Here is a 16,704-nt window from a genome sequence, read left to right as displayed (position 1 = left end):
TTCATCTCCTGTAGACCACGCCGACGAAGATCTGCGTCTCGCGATAGTCCTGGCCGACGGCGGTACTGTTGCGGCGATCGCGCGCCGCCGACACGTGCCAGCTCCAGTGCTGGTCGACCTGCTGGCGCAGGTCGAGGCCGAGGCGCACGGTGCTGTCCTTGCGGTCGAACGAGTCGTATCTGACCTTGTCCGCCGTGGCGAATCCGCTGAGGGTGAGCGTGGGACGCAGGCGATAGCCGATACCCACGCTGACACCCCGATCGGTCTGGTTGAACGTGCCGTCGTTGATGTAGCGGAGCTTGTTGAACGACGGCGAGACCGTGAGCGTGACGCGTTCCGACCGCCAGTTCCAGGTGGCCTCGACGCGCCTCTCCTTGTACACCTCGGAACCGATGACGGCGCTGCCCGTGCTGATGCCGCTCCCGCCGGTCCCGAAACCGCCGTTGCCGAAGCTGTTTCCACCACCGAACGGATCGATCACCTGCGTGCGGTCGGCGACATCCCCGGTCGCGAACGCGCCAGGCGTCGTGATGATGTCCTGCGCGGCATCGGCGTACTGATAAACGCCCGACACCGTGAACGCGTTCCGCGGCGTGGGCTGCCAGCCGACCTGCATGCGGACCAGCGGCGCGGACGTGTTCCGGCCTCCGTTGAACTCGAGCCGGGTGCCGCCCACCATCACGTCGGCATCGAAGTGCGCCAGCGTGCTCGTGTAGCGAAGGAAGGCTTCCTTCCGGTCGTAGTTCGCGTCGGACGGCTGGTGGTCCCAGTCGACGCGCTGGAACTCGACGTTAGCGGACAGCTGGTCGGTCGGATTGAGGTCGCGGTAGACGCGAAACGCGGCCATCCCGCGCGAGGAGTCGAAATCGTCCACGCGCGACGCGTAGCTGTTGATGTAGCGCAGCTCGAACTGCCCGCGCGCGGCGTTGCCGAAGCGCATGCGCAGCGTCGGTCCCAGCACGAGGACGTTGGTCTGCTGCTGGTTGTCCGGCGAGTCGCTGGCCAGCTGGTCGACCGGCTGCACCCCGGCATAATCCTCGATCGAGAAGTCGAGGCGATCCGGCGCGATGGTCCAGTTGCCCTGCCCCGCGAGCTGCGTCTGCGCCTGCGAGTCGAAGTTGTTCTTCAGGTACTTCCGGTATTCGAACGTACCCGCGACGTTGGCCTGGAACGTGGAGCCCATCTGCGTGAAGCGGAAGGTGCCGCCGGGCGTCAACACGTTGTCGCTCATCGGGTTATTCGACGAGAGCGCGATGTTGTTGCTGTGCTCCAGCCCCGCGTACAGCGAATAATCGAGCGTGCCCGCCACGGTCACGGCGGGTGACACCGAAAGCGCGATCACGATCGCGCGGGCGAGCCTGGACGATGCCGGCATGGTCCCTCCTTCTTCCCCCGCGACGCCACGCCTGCCGGTCGTGGACCGCCGGTGCCGCGAACTCACGGTGACTGGTTGAAAACCACGCCCGCCAGTTTGGCGGGGTCGAAATTGGCGATGGCCTGGTTGATCGCGGCGGGGGTGTCGCGCCCGTAGCCGGCGACGATCACCACGAAATCCGCGAGGTCCGAAAGGATCCGCGCGTCCGGCGAGCCCTTGATAGGCGGGCCGTCGAGGAAGAGATAACGGTCGGGATAGCGGCAGCGGAGCGAATCGAGCACCGCGCGCATGCGGAACGACGAAAAGTATTCGCCGCTGTTCTCGCGCGACTTGCCCGACGGGATCAGGCGAAGGCGCGGCACCCCGGTGGGGTACATGATGGATGCGATGCCTCGCGACGGATGCTCGAGGAAATCGATGAGACCGCCCGAACGCGGCTCGATGCCGAACGCCTTGTGCTGGTTCGGGTAGCGCAGGTTGCAGTCGACCAGCAGGCTCGTCTTCGACTCGTCGAATGCGAACGCCGTCGCCAGGTTGCGGGCCACGAAGCTACTCCCCGACCGGGGGCTCACGGCGACCACGAGCGTCACGAAGTTGTTCTCTCCCGCCATCTCGAGCAGCCGCGTGCGGATACCGCGGAAGGCGTCGGAATGCTGTCGCACGGAGTCTTCGCGGTGGATGAGGCGCTTGCGCTCGCAGTCGATCGGGGCGAGCGCACCGCCTTCCTCGCGCATGCGCGCGATGGAGTGGCCGGGCGCCGTATGCGCATCGCCGTGACGGCCGGAAGCCATGTCGTCGAACTCGATATTGTCAGCAGCCATCTTGTTCATGGGTCAGCCTTTCATCCTCAACCAGAACACCAGGAGGTACACGGCACCGACGCCGAACACCATCAGGGTGATGGTCATGTTCTGCAGCTGGGTGCGGCGGCGATCGCGCGGGGTCGGATAGAACGGCACCGAAGCGAGCACGGGGAAACCCGTGGCACGTTCCAGCTGGGCGACGGACCGCACGCGTGGGTCGAACCGTGCGACCGCGAAAAGCAGGCCGAACGGAATCGCCAGCGACAGCGCGAGACCGGCCAGGCCGAAGTGCATGAAACGCAGGCCGGAAGGCACCAGCGGCATCATGGCGGGGTTCTGCACGAGGAACGTGAGGCCGCGCTGCTCCGCGTCGAGGTTCATCGACACGCGCGCGTTCTCGCGACGCTTCAGCAGGTCCTGGTAGACGTCGCGATTCACGGTGTAATCGCGCGTCAACTCGGCCACGACGTTTTCGGAATTCGCGATGCGCTTGCTGCGCTCCAGCTCGCCTTGCAGCATCGCTTCGCTGGCCCCCACGCGAGCCGCACTGGCCGCCGCGTCGCTGCGCACCGCCGAGAGCTGCAGGCGCATCTGCTGGTAGACCGGGTTCATCGTCACCGCATGGTCGAGCGGTATGGCGCCACCCGAGGCGCGTTGGGCATCGGCGACCGCGGCCTGCTTGCGCAGGTCTTCGATCTGGTGGCGCAGGCGCACCACGTCCGGGTAGTCGTCGGTGTAGTTGAGCAGGAGCTTGCTGAGTTGGCCCTGGAGGTCCGCGAGCTGGGTCGCGTAGATACCGCCGACGGTCTGCACGGCATTCACTTCGGACTCGCCGTTGAGCTGCGACGAGAGTGCGGCGGCCTGCGACTGCTTCTGCATGTAATCCATGCGGTTGTTTTCGATCTGCGTGCGAAGCTGGCTGATGCGCGCGTTGGTGTCGGTCTCGCTGCCCGGCCGGGCATCGGCATTCGCGTCGCGATAGGCCTTCAGCTTGTCCTCGGCGTCGGTCAGCTTGGTGCGATACGCCTCGACCTGGCTGTTGATGAACTCGTAAGCCTCGCGGCTCTCGCGCTGCTTGGAAGCGAGGCTCTCGCTGATGAACAACTGGCCGAAGGCACGCGTGACCTCGAAGGCGCGCTTCGGGTCGGAGTCGAAGTAGCTGATCGTGATCAGGTTCTCGCGGTTGTTGACGATCTTCGTCCGCGCCTTGATCCCGTCCATGATCTTGTCGCGCTCGATCGGCGACGGATTGCCGGCGAGCCAGCCGCCGGTCGCCATGACCTCGTCCAGCACCTTTCGGCTGAAGATCACGTCCCGTGCGATGCCCGCGCGATTCTTGTTGCCGGTGGCGGCGGCCGCGCCTTCCATCAACGGCGTGATGATGCTGGCTTCCTGCGCGAGGATCGTCGTCGACGCCTCGTACTTCTTCGGCCAGGCCGCGCCCACGGCGAGCGCGGTCAACGCGATGGCGGCGAATATCACGCCGATCGCCAGCCGGCGTCGGCGTGCTTCGCCGACCAGTGCGGGCAGCATGCCCGAGAGTGGAACGAGATCCCCGCTCATCGAAATACCCCTTGAAGCCGCCCCTTGGCGGCCTCGGTCAGAAAGCGCGTTGCGGAACGGTGATCACGTCACCGGGCTGTACGGGGTAGTTGTTCGCCAGATCGCCCTGCTGGAGGATTTTCTCCAGACGTACGGCGTAGGACTGCGTGGCGCCCGCTTCGCTACGGCGATAGAGCTCGGTGCGATCGGGTGCCGCGAATTCCGTGGGGCCGCCGGCGGCGAGCACGGCGTCGAGCACCGTCATACCCTGCCGATAAGGAATCGAAATCGGGCTGCGTACCGCGCCGGTGACCCGGACGCGTGAAAGGTATTCGTGGCTGCGCAGCGCCGTCAGGATCACCGCCACCTGCGGGTCGCGGATGTACTGCCCGAGCTTCTGCTGGATCTCCGCGGCCACCTGATCGGTGGTGCGTCCGCCCGCGGGGATGTCGCCGACGAGCGGCACGGTGACCTTGCCGTCGGGACGAACCGGCACGCTGACGCTCAGGTCCGGGTTGTGCCAGACGGTGACCTGCAACTGGTCGTCGACACCGATGAGGTACGCATCGACGGCCTGGCTGGCGACATCCGGCTTGGGCGGCGGCGTGGTGCTTCCACCCGTCGCGCAGGCGGTCAGCAACACGACGGCGAAAAGTGTGGCGAAACGGTTCCAGCACTTCATGACTTGCACCCACCCCTGTGACTTCACTCGAGGGGTATCGTCATTTCAATGGACCGTTCCGTCCATTCCGACAGCCCGCCTATGCCATTCGACCGACGGCGTCGACGCCGGCTTTACGCCATGCTCTGCGTGCGCCGTACGCGCCTCCTCTCCGGCGCCTGGACCCGCAATTGACCGACCTGACGGATCTCGCGACGCGCCTGCTTCACCCAGCCCTGCAGGGTCTGCTGCTTGGCGTGCTGTCGCTCGTGCTGGTGCTCGCTCGACGTCCGCGGGCGGCCTTGTCGGTGGGTGTGCTCGCACTGGGCTGGGTGTGGATCGCAGCGATGCCCGCGGTGGCGATGTCGCTGCGCGCCACGCTCGCCGTGCCTCCGGACGACGGCCACTCGCGCGCCGACGCCATCGTCGTGCTGGGCGGCGACGTCCTTCCTGTCGGGGACTGGGCCCGCTCCCGGACGCGCGCCGGCAAAGGCCTCGCCTTATGGCGCGCGGGGCGCGCACCGTTGATGCTCGTGTCGGGAAGCGATCAGGCGAAGCCGCTCGCCGAAGGCTATGCGGTCTCGGGCATTCCCGCGGACAGGCTGCTCGTCGACGGCGCCAGCGACAACACCCGAGAGAACGCGAGCGACTCGGCGTCGATCCTGCGGTCGCGCGGCGTGCGATCGATCCTGCTCGTCACCTCGTCGATCCACATGCGCCGGGCCGCCGGGGCGTTTCGCCAGCAGGGCGTCGAGGTCGTACCCGTGCCCGTACCGGAGGCCTATGCCGCCATGGCCGACGCCCCGGGATGGCTCCCGCGCCGCGATGCGCTGACGCTGACGGCGCGCTGCGTCCGCGAGTACGTAGCCCTTTGGGTCTACCGCCAACGCCACTGGATCCCGGAACGGCGAGACGACGCTGGTCCCTAGAACGACGCGGCGATACCGAGCTGCTTGAGCACGACCTGCTCCCAGACGCCATCGATGTCGCCATCGGCCAGCATGTCGCAGGCGTTGCGACCCGCGAAGGCGCGCTGCGGCATCACCAGCCAGTGCGCCGCACGTCGGCGGTCGCCGACGCACGACAGCACGAGCTGGGCGAGCGGCGGATGGCTCGCTTCGAGGGTGTCGAGCGCCTGGCCAATCACGGCCTCGCGGGCATCGTGCAGGCGATGCAGTTCGGTGGCGAGTTCCACGAAAGATGGCTGCGTCTGCGACATGGCGGCGATTCCCGAAGAGGCATGGGGGAAACCTAAGCCCTGTCACCATCGCGACGCTTGTACGGGATTCCGGCGCTTTGACTGACGAAGTCGCCAGCGCGTCCGCCGCCGCGGGATCGGCGGTGCGATCGGCTCCCGCGATCGCCCGCGACGTTCAGGGGTCGCCGGTTTCGATCTGCAGGGTCGTCTTCGTGTCGCGGCGGATCAGGCCCGGGCCGAACTGCACGACGCGCCCATCCTTCAGCACGACCGTGTAGTCGCGATGGGAAAGCGAAAAACGCCCGGGTCGGCGATCCAGCCAGCTGAGGACTTCGAAGCCGATCATCGAGCGGTCGGAGTCGGGAGGGCCGAGGCGCTCGATCACCTCGTCGCGCTGCGTTCCGACCTGCAGCCTGGCGACCTTCGCCGCCATGCCCTGACATCCGGCGATCCCGACCGTGATGACGGCCAGCGCGATCGCTCGTTTCATCCTCACCCCCTCACGGAACGGCATCCACCGGATGTTAGCGCGAAGGCGCAAGCCCATGCGACCTGCGAAGACGCGGTTCCGCTCAGCGCACGGTCCCCGCGGCCACGGGCACGGCGGGTGTCTGCCCGACGGGCCTGCCGTGTGGATCGAGGGTGTGTCCCTGCGTATCGACGCCGTGGACGTTCGCGTCCTGCACGCGGTTGGTGACTCCCGGGTTACCCGGCCGGACCGGCGCGAGACCCCGCTCGGTGGCGCCGGCGTCCGACGCCGGGTGCATGGGTGCCGCGGCCGGGTTGGCCTGCACCGTCGACGCGGGGACGGGTAGCGGCTTGTTGGCTGGATCGGCGGCCGCGGGGCGACTGGGCGCGACCTGCGCCATGGCGCCGCTGGCAAAGGCGACCGCGAGGGCGACGGCGGAAATTCGCAGGAACATGGCGACTCCGGAGCGCGCCGCGACGGCGGCGCTTGCGATCGGAAGCTAACGGCGTCCGTGTGAAGCCTTTGCGTGCCTGTTAGGCTCGGGCGACCACCGAACGGAGACGCCTCGATGCTGCTTGCCCTCGTTTTCGCCCTCGCCGGCGACGGATTCGACGATCGCGTGAAGGCGGCCAAGGCACTCGAGGACGGGACGGCGGGCAAGGCCTGGCAGGCCGCCCTGTGGGATCGCATCGGCAATCCCGCGACGGATGCGCTGAAAGGTTGCATCGCCAGCAACGAACCGGCGGATCGACGCGCCTTCACGCTCGTGGCCGTGGTCGATGCCACCGGCCACACGAGCCGGGTGGCCGTGCGGCCCACGACACCCGTTGCCTCGTGTTTCGCGGGCCAGTTCGCGGCGTGGGTGCTACCGCTGCCGCCCGGCTCCCCGGCGCCCTATCCCGTCGAGATCGACGTGAGCATCGAACGCTGACACGCGCGACAGATCCCGTGTAGGAGCGGCCTTGGCCGCGATGGGGCTCGCGGCAAGCCCCCATCGCGGCCGAGGCCGCTCCTACACGGATCGCTGGAGCGGCCCCTGCGCGAGCCCTGCCTCAGTCGCCCCGGATGGCGTAGTGCGTCTCGACGTAGTTGTCGAGGATGGCGACGAATTCGTCGGCGATGTTGTCGCCACGCAAGGTCATGGCTTTCTGGCCGTCGATGAACACCGGTGCCGAGGGCGCTTCGCCGTTGCCCGGCAGCGAGATGCCGATGTTCGCGTGGCGCGACTCGCCGGGGCCGTTGACGATGCAACCCATCACGGCGAGCGTGAGGTTCTCCACGCCGTCGTATTTCACGCGCCACAAAGGCATCTGCTCGCGCACGTGGATCTGGACGGTTTTCGCGAGCTCCTGGAAGAACTCGCTCGTGGTGCGGCCGCAGCCAGGGCATGCCGTGACCAGCGGCGTGAACGCGCGCAGGCCCATCGTCTGCAGGAGCTCCTGCGCCACGATGACCTCCGCCGTGCGCGACTGGCCGGGTTCGGGTGTCAGCGAGATACGGATGGTGTCGCCGATACCTTCCTGCAGCAGCACGCCGAGCGCGGCGCTCGACGCGGTGATGCCCTTGGAACCCATGCCGGCTTCGGTCAGGCCGAGGTGCAGCGCGTAGTCGCCGCGACGGGCGAGGTCGCGATAGACCGCGATCAGTTCCTGCACGCCGGAAACCTTGCACGACAGGATGATGCGATTGCGTGCTAGACCCAGATCTTCCGCGCGCGCGGCCGAGTCCAGCGCCGAACGGATCAGCGCCTCGCGTGCCACGTGGCCGGCGTCCCAGGGATCGGCGCGCTGCGAGTTCTCGTCCATCAGCGTCGCGACCATCGACTGGTCGAGCGACCCCCAGTTGGCGCCGATGCGCACCGGTTTGTCGTAGCGGATCGCCATCTCGATGATCGAGGCGAACTGGGCGTCCTTCTTCTTGCCGAACCCCACGTTACCCGGATTGATGCGGTACTTGGCCAGGGCTTCGGCGCACGCCGGCTCGCCTTCCAGCAGCTGGTGGCCGTTGTAGTGGAAATCGCCGATGAGCGGTACCGAGATGCCCATCATGTCGAGCCGCTCGCGGATGCGCGGGACCGCCGCCGCGGCAGCCGGCGTGTTGACGGTGATGCGAACCATCTCGGAGCCCGCGCGGGCCAGCTCGGCCACCTGCTTCGCGGTCGAGACCGGATCTTCGGTATCGGTGTTCGTCATCGACTGGACGACGATCGGTGCGCCGCCGCCCACGGTGACGCGATCGATCGCGACACCCGTGCTGGGTCGGCGGGCGCCGGCTTCCGCGGGACGCGGGCGGCTGGTGAGGTCTTCGGTCATAGCGGATCATTTTAGCGCATCGGCATGACAGCCGGCCTAACCGGTTCTCGCCGCGGCACCGGCCGGCCTACCCCACGCCGCGCCGCAACGCGGCCAGCAGCGCCCGGCGCTCCATCCACGCCTTCAACGTCCCCACACGCGCCAGCCCCATGCGTTTCAGCGCCGCGTCCTCTCCTTCGACCGCCCGCCCCGGCACCAGCATCGCCGCCAGCAACACCCCCTTCCCGGCATCCTTCAGCCACCCCAGTGCCGGCAGCAACCGGCGCTCCACGGGCGTGAAATCGCTGCCGAACGGGAACGGGTCGAGCAGCCCCCGAGCGCGCATCGGCGCAAGCGAGGCCGTCAGGCCTTCCGGTGTATGCGCGCGCCATGCCTCTGGCACGACGAAACCCTGCCGGAGCTTGCCTGCCCGCTTCGCCTCGGCCGCCAGGGCGTCGACGAACCGCGCATCGGCGATGCCGAGCATCGCTTCGATGCAGGCTTCGTCGGACAGTCCGCGAAGGTCGGCCACCCCGTACTCAGTGACGAAGACGTCGCGCAGATGACGCGGGATGGTCGTGTGGCCATAAGCGAACCGGATGTTCGAGGCGAGGTGGCGGCCCTTTCCGCGCGTGGCGCGCAACAGCAGGATCGAGCGGCCACCCGGCAGCTCGTGCGCCATCGCCACGAAATTGAACTGCCCGCCGACGCCGCTGACGACGCGTCCATCGTCGAGGCCGTCCGACACCGCCGCGCCCGTGAGCGTCGCCATCATGCATGTGTTGAAGAAGCGCGCGCCGCGCCGTTGCAGCGCGGCCAGCGGCTGGTGGTCGCCATAGAGGTGATTGACGTTGGACACCCGGCACATGTCGATGGCGTCCGGGTCGTCGCGCTCCGAGCGGTCCATCCATGCGTACAGCTCGCGCGAGCCGAGCAGGAACGCGCCACGCAGATAGTGTCCGCCGACCGTGCCCTGATCGTTGCCCGCCGCGGCGGCGCGCTCGCGCGCGAGGTCGTCGTAGGCCCGCCGACGCAACACGCCCGCGCGCTGCAGGTGCATGAAGCCGTCCATGACCATCTCGCTCGCACCGTACAGGCCCGCGTCGAACGACGACACGCCACCCCATGCGGCGGCGCTCGCGCGCGTGACGCCCTCGCGATCCAGCGCCTCCAGCCCTTCGCCCCAGGCGTCGTTCTGCTCGTGCCGCAGCAGCAGCGCACGCACCAGCGCGTCGGAAAGCGCACCGATGCCGATCTGTAACGTGCCGCCATCGACGACGAGCGCGCTCGCATGCATGCCCAGCGCGAACTCGGCCGGCGCGATCGGGCCGCGCGGCATCGCGAACAGCGGCGGCGATGTGGCGGGCTCGACGACAAGGTCGAACATGCCGTCCGGGGCCTCGGCATGGCCGCTGACATAGGGCATGTCGGGATGCGCCACCGCGACGCAGAACGGTTTGGGCCTGCCTGCCTCGGCCTGCCTGTCCAGGAAGTCGAAGGTGAGGTCGGGATTGGACGAGAGGCTGATGCGCCCGTCGCGCACAGCGACCAGCTGCACCAGCACGTCGACGTCGCGGCTCGCCAGGTCGCGCGCGACGTGCGTGTAGTTCTGGCTGATGTAGTCGCGCTGCGCGGCGGCCGAGTGCAGCAGCGCGCCGGACTGCATGTAGAACTCGTGCACGCGGATGTTCGGCGGCAGCGCGTCGCGCCCCTGGGCCACGGCATGGAGGAGGTCTTCGTACCCGGCGCCGAAGTGCCGCTCGATGAAGGGACCCGCGAATCGGGCCGCGAGGCCCTTGCCGGGCGACGGGCGGGTCAGCGACAGCGCGGTGAACAGGGTCAGCGAACGGTCGGCGCGGCCTTCGACGGCGCGATAGAGGGCGTTGAGCAGGCCGTGCGGCTTTCCGAGCCCGAGCGGCGCGGCGACCCGCGGGTGTCCGCCGGTCCGTTGCAGGATCGCTTCGACGGCGGCGTCGGTGGCGGGGTCACGCGGAGTCGATGCCATGGCCGCGATGATACAGGGACACTCCCCGGTATCCCGCTAAACTCCCCGTCATGAACGTCCGTCAACGCACCACTGGATTCTCCAGCCGCCTGTTCGCCGAACAGGCCCTGAGCCGCAGCGCCGGCGCGCCGCTCATCGGCGGCAACGCGGTCGAGCTGCTGATCGACGCCCGCGCGCATTTCGACGCGTGGCTCGCTGCCATCGCCGGGGCGCGGCGACACGTCTTCCTCGAGAACTACATCATCCGCGACGACGCCATCGGCAAGGCATTTCTCGATGCGCTCGTCGAGCGCGCGAAGGCCGGCGTGTTCGTGGCGGTGATCGCGGACTGGGCTGGCTGCCTCGGCCAGTCGCGCGCCGCCTTCTGGCAGCCGCTGCGCGACGCGGGTGGCCAGGTGCGCATCTACAACCCGCCGCGCCTCGGCAGCTCGTTCGGCTGGGTGAGCCGCGATCACCGCAAGGTGCTGGTCGTCGACGGCGAGAAGGGTTTTCTCTCGGGCGTCTGCATCAGCGAAAAGTGGTTGGGCGATCCTTCGCGCGACGTGCCGCCGTGGCGCGACACCGGCGTGATGCTGCGCGGCCCGGCCGTCGCGGAAATCGAGCACGCCTTCGCCGACAGCTGGCGCGAGACCGGCGAGCCGCTACCGGCGGACGATCGGATCTCGCCGCCCGCGGTCATCGAGGACGCCGGCAGCGTGTCGTTGCGCCTCATCGCCACGCAGCCGAGCACGGCGGGCATGTACCGCCTCGATCAGATGGTGGCGGCGATGGCGACCAGGACGCTGTGGCTCACCGACGCCTATTTCGTGGGTGTGGCGCCGTACGTGCAGGCGCTCTCGGCCGCCGCGCGCGACGGCGTCGACGTGCGGCTGCTCGTGCCGGGCACGAGCGACATCCCCATGGTGGCGAGCATGTCGCGCTCCGGCTACCGGCCGCTCCTCAAGGCCGGGATCCGTGTGTTCGAGTGGAACGGCTCGATGCTGCACGCCAAGACGGCCGTCGCCGACGGGCGCTGGGCGCGCGTCGGGTCGTCGAACCTCAACATCGCCAGCTGGCTGAGCAACCGCGAGATCGACGTGGCGATCGAGGACGTCGGCTTCGCCCGCCAGCTCGAAGCGTGCTACGAGGCGGACCTCGAGAACGCCACGGAGATCCTGCTCAGCGGCAGGCGCAGCCGCGGCGGCAACGACCGTATGCGCAGCCGTTCGCCCCGCCCACCGCGGCCACACCGCGCAGGCGGCAGTTCGAGCCGTGCGGCGGCCGGCGCCCTGCGCATCGCGAACACGGTCGGCGCCGCGATCACGCAGCATCGCGTGCTGGGGGATACCGAATCGGGGCCGGTCGTCGCCGGTGCGCTGGCGGCGCTGGTGCTGACGCTGGTGGCGATCTTCTGGCCCGCGGTGATCGCGTGGCCGCTCGCGCTGATCGGCGCGTGGTTCACGGTGAACCTGGCGGTGAGCTGGTGGACGTTACGGAAACGGCGGCGCGAGACGCGCGAGGATGCCGATACGACGTCACCGGCCAGGTGATCCCGAGCGCTGGCGGCGTCCTTCGCAGGAGCCGCCATGCCGGCTCCTGCAGGGAGCGATTCAGGCGCGTGGCTTGAAGTGCAGCGGTTGCGCGTCGGCGCGCGGCTGCACCGGTCCGCAGCTGTTGCACGAGCCGCAGCCGTCGCCGCAGCTGCCCGTCGCGGTGGCGGGTTGCAGGCGTCGGCCGAGCGAACGCGTCGCCCGGCCGCGCCCTTCGCGGTTGAGGCTGGCGGAGGCCCGTGCCAGCCAGCGTGCCGACGTCTTCGGCAGCAGCTTGCGCACCGCGACCCACGCGCTGACGGTTACGACAAGGGCGATGATCGCCCCCTGCACCAGTTCGAACGTGCTCATGAGAGCGCCCTCGCGATCTGATAGGTGGCCAGCGAGGCCAGATAGGCCAGGCCGAAGAGGTAACCGGCGGCCACGGCGACGTTGCGCCAGGAGTTGGTCTCGCGCCGGATCACGGCGAGCGTGGACATGCACTGCGGCGCGAAGACGTACCAGGCCAGCAGCGACAGCGCGGTGGCGAGCGACCATTGATTCGCGATGAGCGGACCAAGCTGCGACGCGACGCTATCGTCGCTGCCGGACATCGCATACACGGTGCCCAGCGCCGCGACCGCCACTTCGCGTGCGGCGAGCCCCGGCACCAAGGCGATGCAGATCTGCCAGTTGAAACCGATCGGGGCGAAGATCACTTCCAGCATGCGGCCCAGCCGGCCGGCGATGCTGTAGTCGATCGCCGGTTGCGTGGCGCCGTCCGGCGGCCCCGGAAAGCTCGACAGGAACCACAGCAGCACCGTCAGCGCGAGGATGATGCCGCCGACACGCTTCAGGAAGATCATCGCGCGCTCCCACAGGCCGAGGCCGATGTCGCGCACGTTCGGTAGCCGGTACGACGGCAGTTCCATGATCAGCGCGTGTTCGCTCTTGTCCTTGCGCAGGCGCTTCATCACGAAGGCGACGCCGAGGGCGCTGAAGATGCCGGCGAAGTACAGCGTGAACAGCACGATGCCCTGCAGGTTGAACACGCCCCATACGGACCGGCTTGGGATGAACGCGGCGATCAGCAGCGTGTACACCGGCAGCCGCGCGGAGCATGTCATCAGCGGCGCGACGAGGATGGTCGTCAGTCGGTCGCGCGGATCCTGGATGCTGCGCGTGGCCATGATGCCGGGGATGGCGCAGGCGAAGCTCGACAGCAGAGGAATGAACGCCCTGCCCGTCAGCCCCACGCGGAACATCATGCGGTCGAGGAGGAACGCCGCGCGCGGCAGGTACCCCGACTCCTCGAGCACGAGGATGAAGAGGAAAAGGATGAGGATCTGCGGCAGGAACACCAGCACCGCGCCGAGTCCGGCGAAGAGGCCGTCGTTGAGCAGGCTGTGCAGCGCGCTGTCGGCGGGCAGGAAACCGGTGACGAACACGCCAAGCGCCGCGATGCCGCTCTCGATGGCATCCATGATCGGCTCGGCCCAGGAGAACACCGCCTGGAAGATGAAGAACATCAGCGTGGCGAGGATCGCGAGACCGAATACCGGGTGCAGCGCCCAGCGATCGATGGCGTCGTCGATCGCGACCGTGTCGCGCGACGTCGTCACCGTGGCGGCGAGGATCGAGCGTACCTCGGTGTGGAGCTGTTCGACGCTGGCCTGGTCGATGGCGGCCGGCACGATGTCGGGCACGCTCTCGTCGATGCGGGCGATCAACGCTTTCGCGCCGCCGCGCTTCACCGCCACGGTTTCCACCACGGGCACGCCGAGGCGACGCGACAGTTCCGCGACGTCGATGGCGATGCCGCGACGTCGCGCGGCGTCCATCATGTTGAGGGCGAGCACCACGGGCCGGCCGAGACGGCGCACTTCGAGCACGAAACGCAGGTGCAGACGCAGGTTGGTGGCGTCCGCCACGCACACGATGAGATCGGGAGCGGCCTCGCCCGGGTATCGCCCGTGACAGACGTCGCGGGTAATCGCTTCGTCCGGGCTCGTGGCCTCGAAACTGTAGGCACCCGGCAGGTCGAGGATGTGCAGCGTGCGACCGGACGGCGCGACGAAGCGGCCCTCCTTGCGTTCGACGGTGACACCCGCGTAATTGGCGACTTTCTGCCGGCCGCCCGTCAGCTGGTTGAACAGCGCCGTCTTGCCGCAGTTCGGGTTGCCGACGAGGGCGATGCGCATCGCGGCGGCGCTCACGCGGCACCGTCCACGAGCACGTCGACCCGCGCGGCCTCGCTCTTGCGCAGGGCGAACCGCGTGGACCCGATCTGGATCAGCAACGGATCGCCGCCGAGCGGTCCGCGCGCCACCAGCCGAACCGGCTCGCCCGCGACGAAGCCGAGATCGCGCAGACGTTGCGCGATCGGATCGGCGGGATGGGCATCGCTGACGGACTGGACCACGGCGTTGGCACCTTTCGGCGCGTCTGAGAGGCGCACTGGGCTTACTCAAATAAGAACTGTTCGCATTATATGCCTTTCACCAGGGGGCTGCATCCGAACGCGATGCCACACCCTTGGCTGCCCACACTGGACCGGCGAACCGTCCGCGACCTTTCACCCTTTATGATCGGGGGCTACGAACCTGGAGCTCGCCATGTCTGCCGTCGAACTGGTCCGCAAGGGCGCCGTCGCCCATCTGGTCATGAACCGTCCGGAGGTGCACAACGCGTTCGACGATGGTCTCATCGCCGACCTCACTGCGGCCATCGACGACGTGGAACGCGACGCGGCCGTGCGCGCGGTGGTGCTGACCGGCGCGGGCGCCAGCTTCTCGGCCGGTGCCGATCTGCGTTGGATGCGCGGCATGGCGGCAGCGTCCGAGGCGGATAACCGCGCCGATTCGCTGCGCCTGGCGACGCTGATGCGTCGCCTGCAATTTCTTGCGAAGCCGACCGTGGCGCGGGTCAACGGTGCCGCGTTCGGCGGTGGCGTCGGCCTCGTCGCCTGCTGCGACATCGCCATCGCGGCCGACGGTGTCCGATTCGCGTTGTCCGAGGTCAAGCTAGGCCTCGTGCCGGCCGTGATCTCGCCTTACGTCGTCGGCGCGATCGGCTTGCGGCAGGCGCGCCGGCTGTTCGTGACGGGCGAGGTGTTCGATGCGCCGGCGGCTCTCGCGATGGGCCTCGTTCACGAGGCCGTTCCGGCGGACGACCTCGACACGGCCGTCGAGCGCGTGCTCGATCTCCTCACCAAGGGCGGGCCGGTGGCCCAGGCGGAAGCCAAGCGCCTCGCGCTCGCCATGGGCGGCATGGAGGCGGGCGCGATGGTGGCGACCGATGCGACGAACGCGGCCCTGATCGCGAAAATGCGCGTCTCGGCCGAGGGACAGGACGGTCTCGGTGCCTTCCTGGAAAAGCGCCAGCCCTCCTGGCTCGCCTGACATGCGCGCACGCTGGCCGGAGGGGGCAGCGGGCCGATCGGCTCGAGCCATCATTCTGTTCGCCGCGCTGCTCCTTCCCGTGGCGGCGCATGCCGACACCGTCGCACAGCGGATCGACGCCCGTCTCGCCGAGCCACGCTTCGCATCCGCGTCGTGGGGAATCGCCGTCGTTTCGCTCGACGATGGCCGCACCGTCTACGAACACGACGCCGGCCGGCTTTTGCTGCCCGCCTCGACCGCCAAGCTCTACACGGCCGCGTTCGCCCTCGAGCGCCTGGGAAGCGATTACCGTACGCGTACGGACGTGCTCGCCGCCGGCGATGTCCGCAAGGGACGTCTGCACGGCGCGCTCGTGCTTCGCGGCCGGGGCGACCCGACGCTGGCGGGGAGCGCATGGGCCGAGGCGCTGGCGGCGGAGGTCGCCGCGGCGGGCATCCACCGCGTCGACGGCGACGTCGTCGGTGACGACACGGCGTTCGACGGACCCCCGATCGGCAGCGGCTGGGAGGCATCGGACCTGCAGGCGGCGTATGGCGCGCAAAGCGGCGCGCTGATCGTCGACGAGAACACGATGACGACGACGATCGCGCGCGACGGTGTCGCCGTGACGCCCGACGGCACCGCGGTGACCGTCGCACTGTCCTCGACGACGGCGGCCGGGCCGCTCTCGCTCTACCGCGCGCCGGGCAGCGAGACGTTGCACGTCCAAGGCACGGCCGGCGATGCGCCGCACCGCTACCGCCTCTCGACCCCGGACCCCGCCCTCACGGCGGCCCGCCGTCTCCGCGATGCGCTGGTCCACCAGGGCGTGCGTGTCGACGGCGAGGCACGCAGCGTGCGCTGGCCGGTCGCCGCACCGACGGGGCGCGTCGTCGCATCCCGGGCGTCGCCATCGCTGGCGGACATCCTTCGTCCCGGGCTCAAGCGCTCGCAGAACCTGTTCCTGCAGAGCGTCTTCCAGCTGATCGGGATGGAAACCGACGGCAAGGGCTCCGCCGAGGATCGCGCGTCCGACGCGCTCGCCGGGTGGCTCGCCGGTCGCGGGATCGGCCCCTCCGCCGCCACACTCGAGGAAGGCACGGGACTGTCGCGCCACGACCTCACCACGGCCGGCGCGCTCGCGCGGGTGCTGGTCGGCATGGACGCCTCGCCGCTGGCGGCGACCTGGCGCGGGATGCTGCCGGTGGCGGGCGTCGATGGCACGCTGGCGGCCCGTATGCGTGGCTCCGCAGCGGAGGGCAACGTGACGGCGAAGACCGGCAGCATGCAATTCGTCAACGCGCTGGCGGGGTACGTCACGACGAAGCGCGGCCAACGGCTCGCCTTCGCCATCCTGCTCAACAACTACGCGCCGCCGGCGCGCAGCGCCATGCCCACCGTGCCGCCATCGGCGGAGGTCGACGCCATCGCGATCATGCTGGCCGAGGCGGGCGAGCGGCTCTAGCCCCTGC

At 69.0% G+C, this 16,704-nt stretch carries 17 protein-coding genes; 5 read left to right on the top strand and 12 right to left on the bottom strand.

Going from position 1 to position 16,704, the window contains the following annotated elements; translation table 11 throughout:
- Position 1: 1 nt before the first annotated feature.
- From BMX32_RS16585 to BMX32_RS16570, 4 genes are all read right to left on the bottom strand, one after another.
- A complete protein-coding gene (locus tag BMX32_RS16585) occupies positions 2-1,375 on the bottom strand; it encodes an outer membrane beta-barrel protein (protein ID WP_089980861.1) in 1,374 nt (457 codons plus the stop codon).
- A 62-nt stretch (positions 1,376-1,437) separates the two neighbouring features.
- Entirely contained in the window at positions 1,438-2,205 is a 768-nt protein-coding gene (locus BMX32_RS16580; RefSeq protein WP_244511585.1) for a P-loop NTPase family protein, read from the bottom strand.
- A 3-nt stretch (positions 2,206-2,208) separates the two neighbouring features.
- Positions 2,209-3,741, bottom strand: a complete 1,533-nt coding sequence (locus tag BMX32_RS16575; protein WP_089980858.1) for an XrtA system polysaccharide chain length determinant — start codon at positions 3,739-3,741, stop codon at positions 2,209-2,211.
- A 37-nt stretch (positions 3,742-3,778) separates the two neighbouring features.
- Positions 3,779-4,402, bottom strand: coding sequence for an XrtA/PEP-CTERM system exopolysaccharide export protein (locus tag BMX32_RS16570; protein ID WP_089980855.1), 624 nt, complete (start codon positions 4,400-4,402; stop codon positions 3,779-3,781).
- A gap of 170 nt (positions 4,403-4,572) precedes the next feature.
- On the opposite strand from BMX32_RS16570, the gene BMX32_RS16565 reads away from it, so the two are divergent.
- Positions 4,573-5,310 carry a YdcF family protein gene (locus BMX32_RS16565; RefSeq protein ID WP_089980849.1) on the top strand — a complete coding sequence of 246 codons (738 nt, stop codon included), beginning with the start codon at positions 4,573-4,575 and terminating at the stop codon, positions 5,308-5,310.
- Here the strand turns inward: BMX32_RS16565 and BMX32_RS16560 are convergent.
- From BMX32_RS16560 to BMX32_RS16550, 3 genes are all read right to left on the bottom strand, one after another.
- The gene (locus BMX32_RS16560; protein ID WP_139206771.1) at positions 5,307-5,600 is read right to left on the bottom strand and encodes an antitoxin Xre/MbcA/ParS toxin-binding domain-containing protein; all 294 of its coding nucleotides are present in this window, start codon (positions 5,598-5,600) and stop codon (positions 5,307-5,309) included. The two genes, BMX32_RS16565 and BMX32_RS16560, sit on opposite strands and share 4 nt — an antisense overlap.
- Positions 5,601-5,754: 154 nt before the next feature.
- Positions 5,755-6,069, bottom strand: a complete 315-nt coding sequence (locus BMX32_RS16555) for a hypothetical protein (RefSeq protein WP_089980846.1) — start codon at positions 6,067-6,069, stop codon at positions 5,755-5,757.
- 82 nt (positions 6,070-6,151) lie between these two features.
- Positions 6,152-6,502, bottom strand: a complete 351-nt coding sequence (locus BMX32_RS16550) for a hypothetical protein (RefSeq protein WP_089980843.1) — start codon at positions 6,500-6,502, stop codon at positions 6,152-6,154.
- A 114-nt stretch (positions 6,503-6,616) separates the two neighbouring features.
- Here BMX32_RS16550 and BMX32_RS16545 point away from each other — a divergent pair, with 114 nt between their 5' ends.
- Positions 6,617-6,979: a peptidase C13 gene (locus tag BMX32_RS16545; RefSeq protein ID WP_089980840.1), complete on the top strand. Its 363-nt coding sequence runs from the start codon at positions 6,617-6,619 to the stop codon at positions 6,977-6,979.
- A 121-nt stretch (positions 6,980-7,100) separates the two neighbouring features.
- On the opposite strand, the gene ispG is transcribed toward BMX32_RS16545, so the two are convergent.
- Both ispG and BMX32_RS16535 read right to left on the bottom strand, forming a co-directional pair.
- Positions 7,101-8,360 carry a flavodoxin-dependent (E)-4-hydroxy-3-methylbut-2-enyl-diphosphate synthase gene (gene ispG, locus BMX32_RS16540; RefSeq protein ID WP_089980837.1) on the bottom strand — a complete coding sequence of 420 codons (1,260 nt, stop codon included), beginning with the start codon at positions 8,358-8,360 and terminating at the stop codon, positions 7,101-7,103.
- 67 nt (positions 8,361-8,427) lie between these two features.
- A complete protein-coding gene (locus BMX32_RS16535) occupies positions 8,428-10,344 on the bottom strand; it encodes an acetyl-CoA hydrolase/transferase C-terminal domain-containing protein (protein ID WP_089980833.1) in 1,917 nt (638 codons plus the stop codon).
- A 50-nt stretch (positions 10,345-10,394) separates the two neighbouring features.
- On the opposite strand from BMX32_RS16535, the gene BMX32_RS16530 reads away from it, so the two are divergent.
- Positions 10,395-11,873 carry a phospholipase D-like domain-containing protein gene (locus BMX32_RS16530; RefSeq protein WP_089980830.1) on the top strand — a complete coding sequence of 493 codons (1,479 nt, stop codon included), beginning with the start codon at positions 10,395-10,397 and terminating at the stop codon, positions 11,871-11,873.
- Positions 11,874-11,933: 60 nt separating this feature from the next.
- Here BMX32_RS16530 and BMX32_RS16525 read toward each other — a convergent pair whose 3' ends face one another.
- Genes BMX32_RS16525 through BMX32_RS16515 form a run of 3 tightly spaced genes read right to left on the bottom strand, consistent with a single transcriptional unit; the run spans position 11,934 to position 14,310 of the window.
- Positions 11,934-12,224: a DUF6587 family protein gene (locus BMX32_RS16525; protein ID WP_089980828.1), complete on the bottom strand. Its 291-nt coding sequence runs from the start codon at positions 12,222-12,224 to the stop codon at positions 11,934-11,936.
- Positions 12,221-14,068 (bottom strand): ferrous iron transport protein B, encoded by a 1,848-nt coding sequence (gene feoB / locus BMX32_RS16520; protein WP_211664248.1) that lies wholly within the window; start codon positions 14,066-14,068, stop codon positions 12,221-12,223. Before feoB ends, BMX32_RS16525 begins: the two co-directional genes overlap by 4 nt.
- The gene (locus tag BMX32_RS16515; RefSeq protein WP_089980825.1) at positions 14,065-14,310 is read right to left on the bottom strand and encodes a FeoA family protein; all 246 of its coding nucleotides are present in this window, start codon (positions 14,308-14,310) and stop codon (positions 14,065-14,067) included. The genes feoB and BMX32_RS16515 overlap by 4 nt, the downstream gene beginning before the upstream one ends.
- 157 nt (positions 14,311-14,467) lie before the next feature.
- Here BMX32_RS16515 and BMX32_RS16510 point away from each other — a divergent pair, with 157 nt between their 5' ends.
- Together BMX32_RS16510 and dacB are read left to right on the top strand one after the other, a co-directional pair.
- Positions 14,468-15,253: an enoyl-CoA hydratase-related protein gene (locus BMX32_RS16510; protein ID WP_089980822.1), complete on the top strand. Its 786-nt coding sequence runs from the start codon at positions 14,468-14,470 to the stop codon at positions 15,251-15,253.
- Position 15,254: 1 nt separating this feature from the next.
- Entirely contained in the window at positions 15,255-16,697 is a 1,443-nt protein-coding gene (gene dacB, locus BMX32_RS16505; RefSeq protein WP_089980819.1) for a D-alanyl-D-alanine carboxypeptidase/D-alanyl-D-alanine endopeptidase, read from the top strand.
- The last annotated feature ends 7 nt before the right edge of the window (positions 16,698-16,704 follow it).

Source organism: Luteibacter sp. UNCMF331Sha3.1 (assembly GCF_900109915.1).
Lineage (GTDB): Bacteria > Pseudomonadota > Gammaproteobacteria > Xanthomonadales > Rhodanobacteraceae > Luteibacter.
The sequence above is the reverse complement of the archived record's forward strand: the minus strand, read 5'-3'. Positions and strand labels throughout refer to the sequence as shown.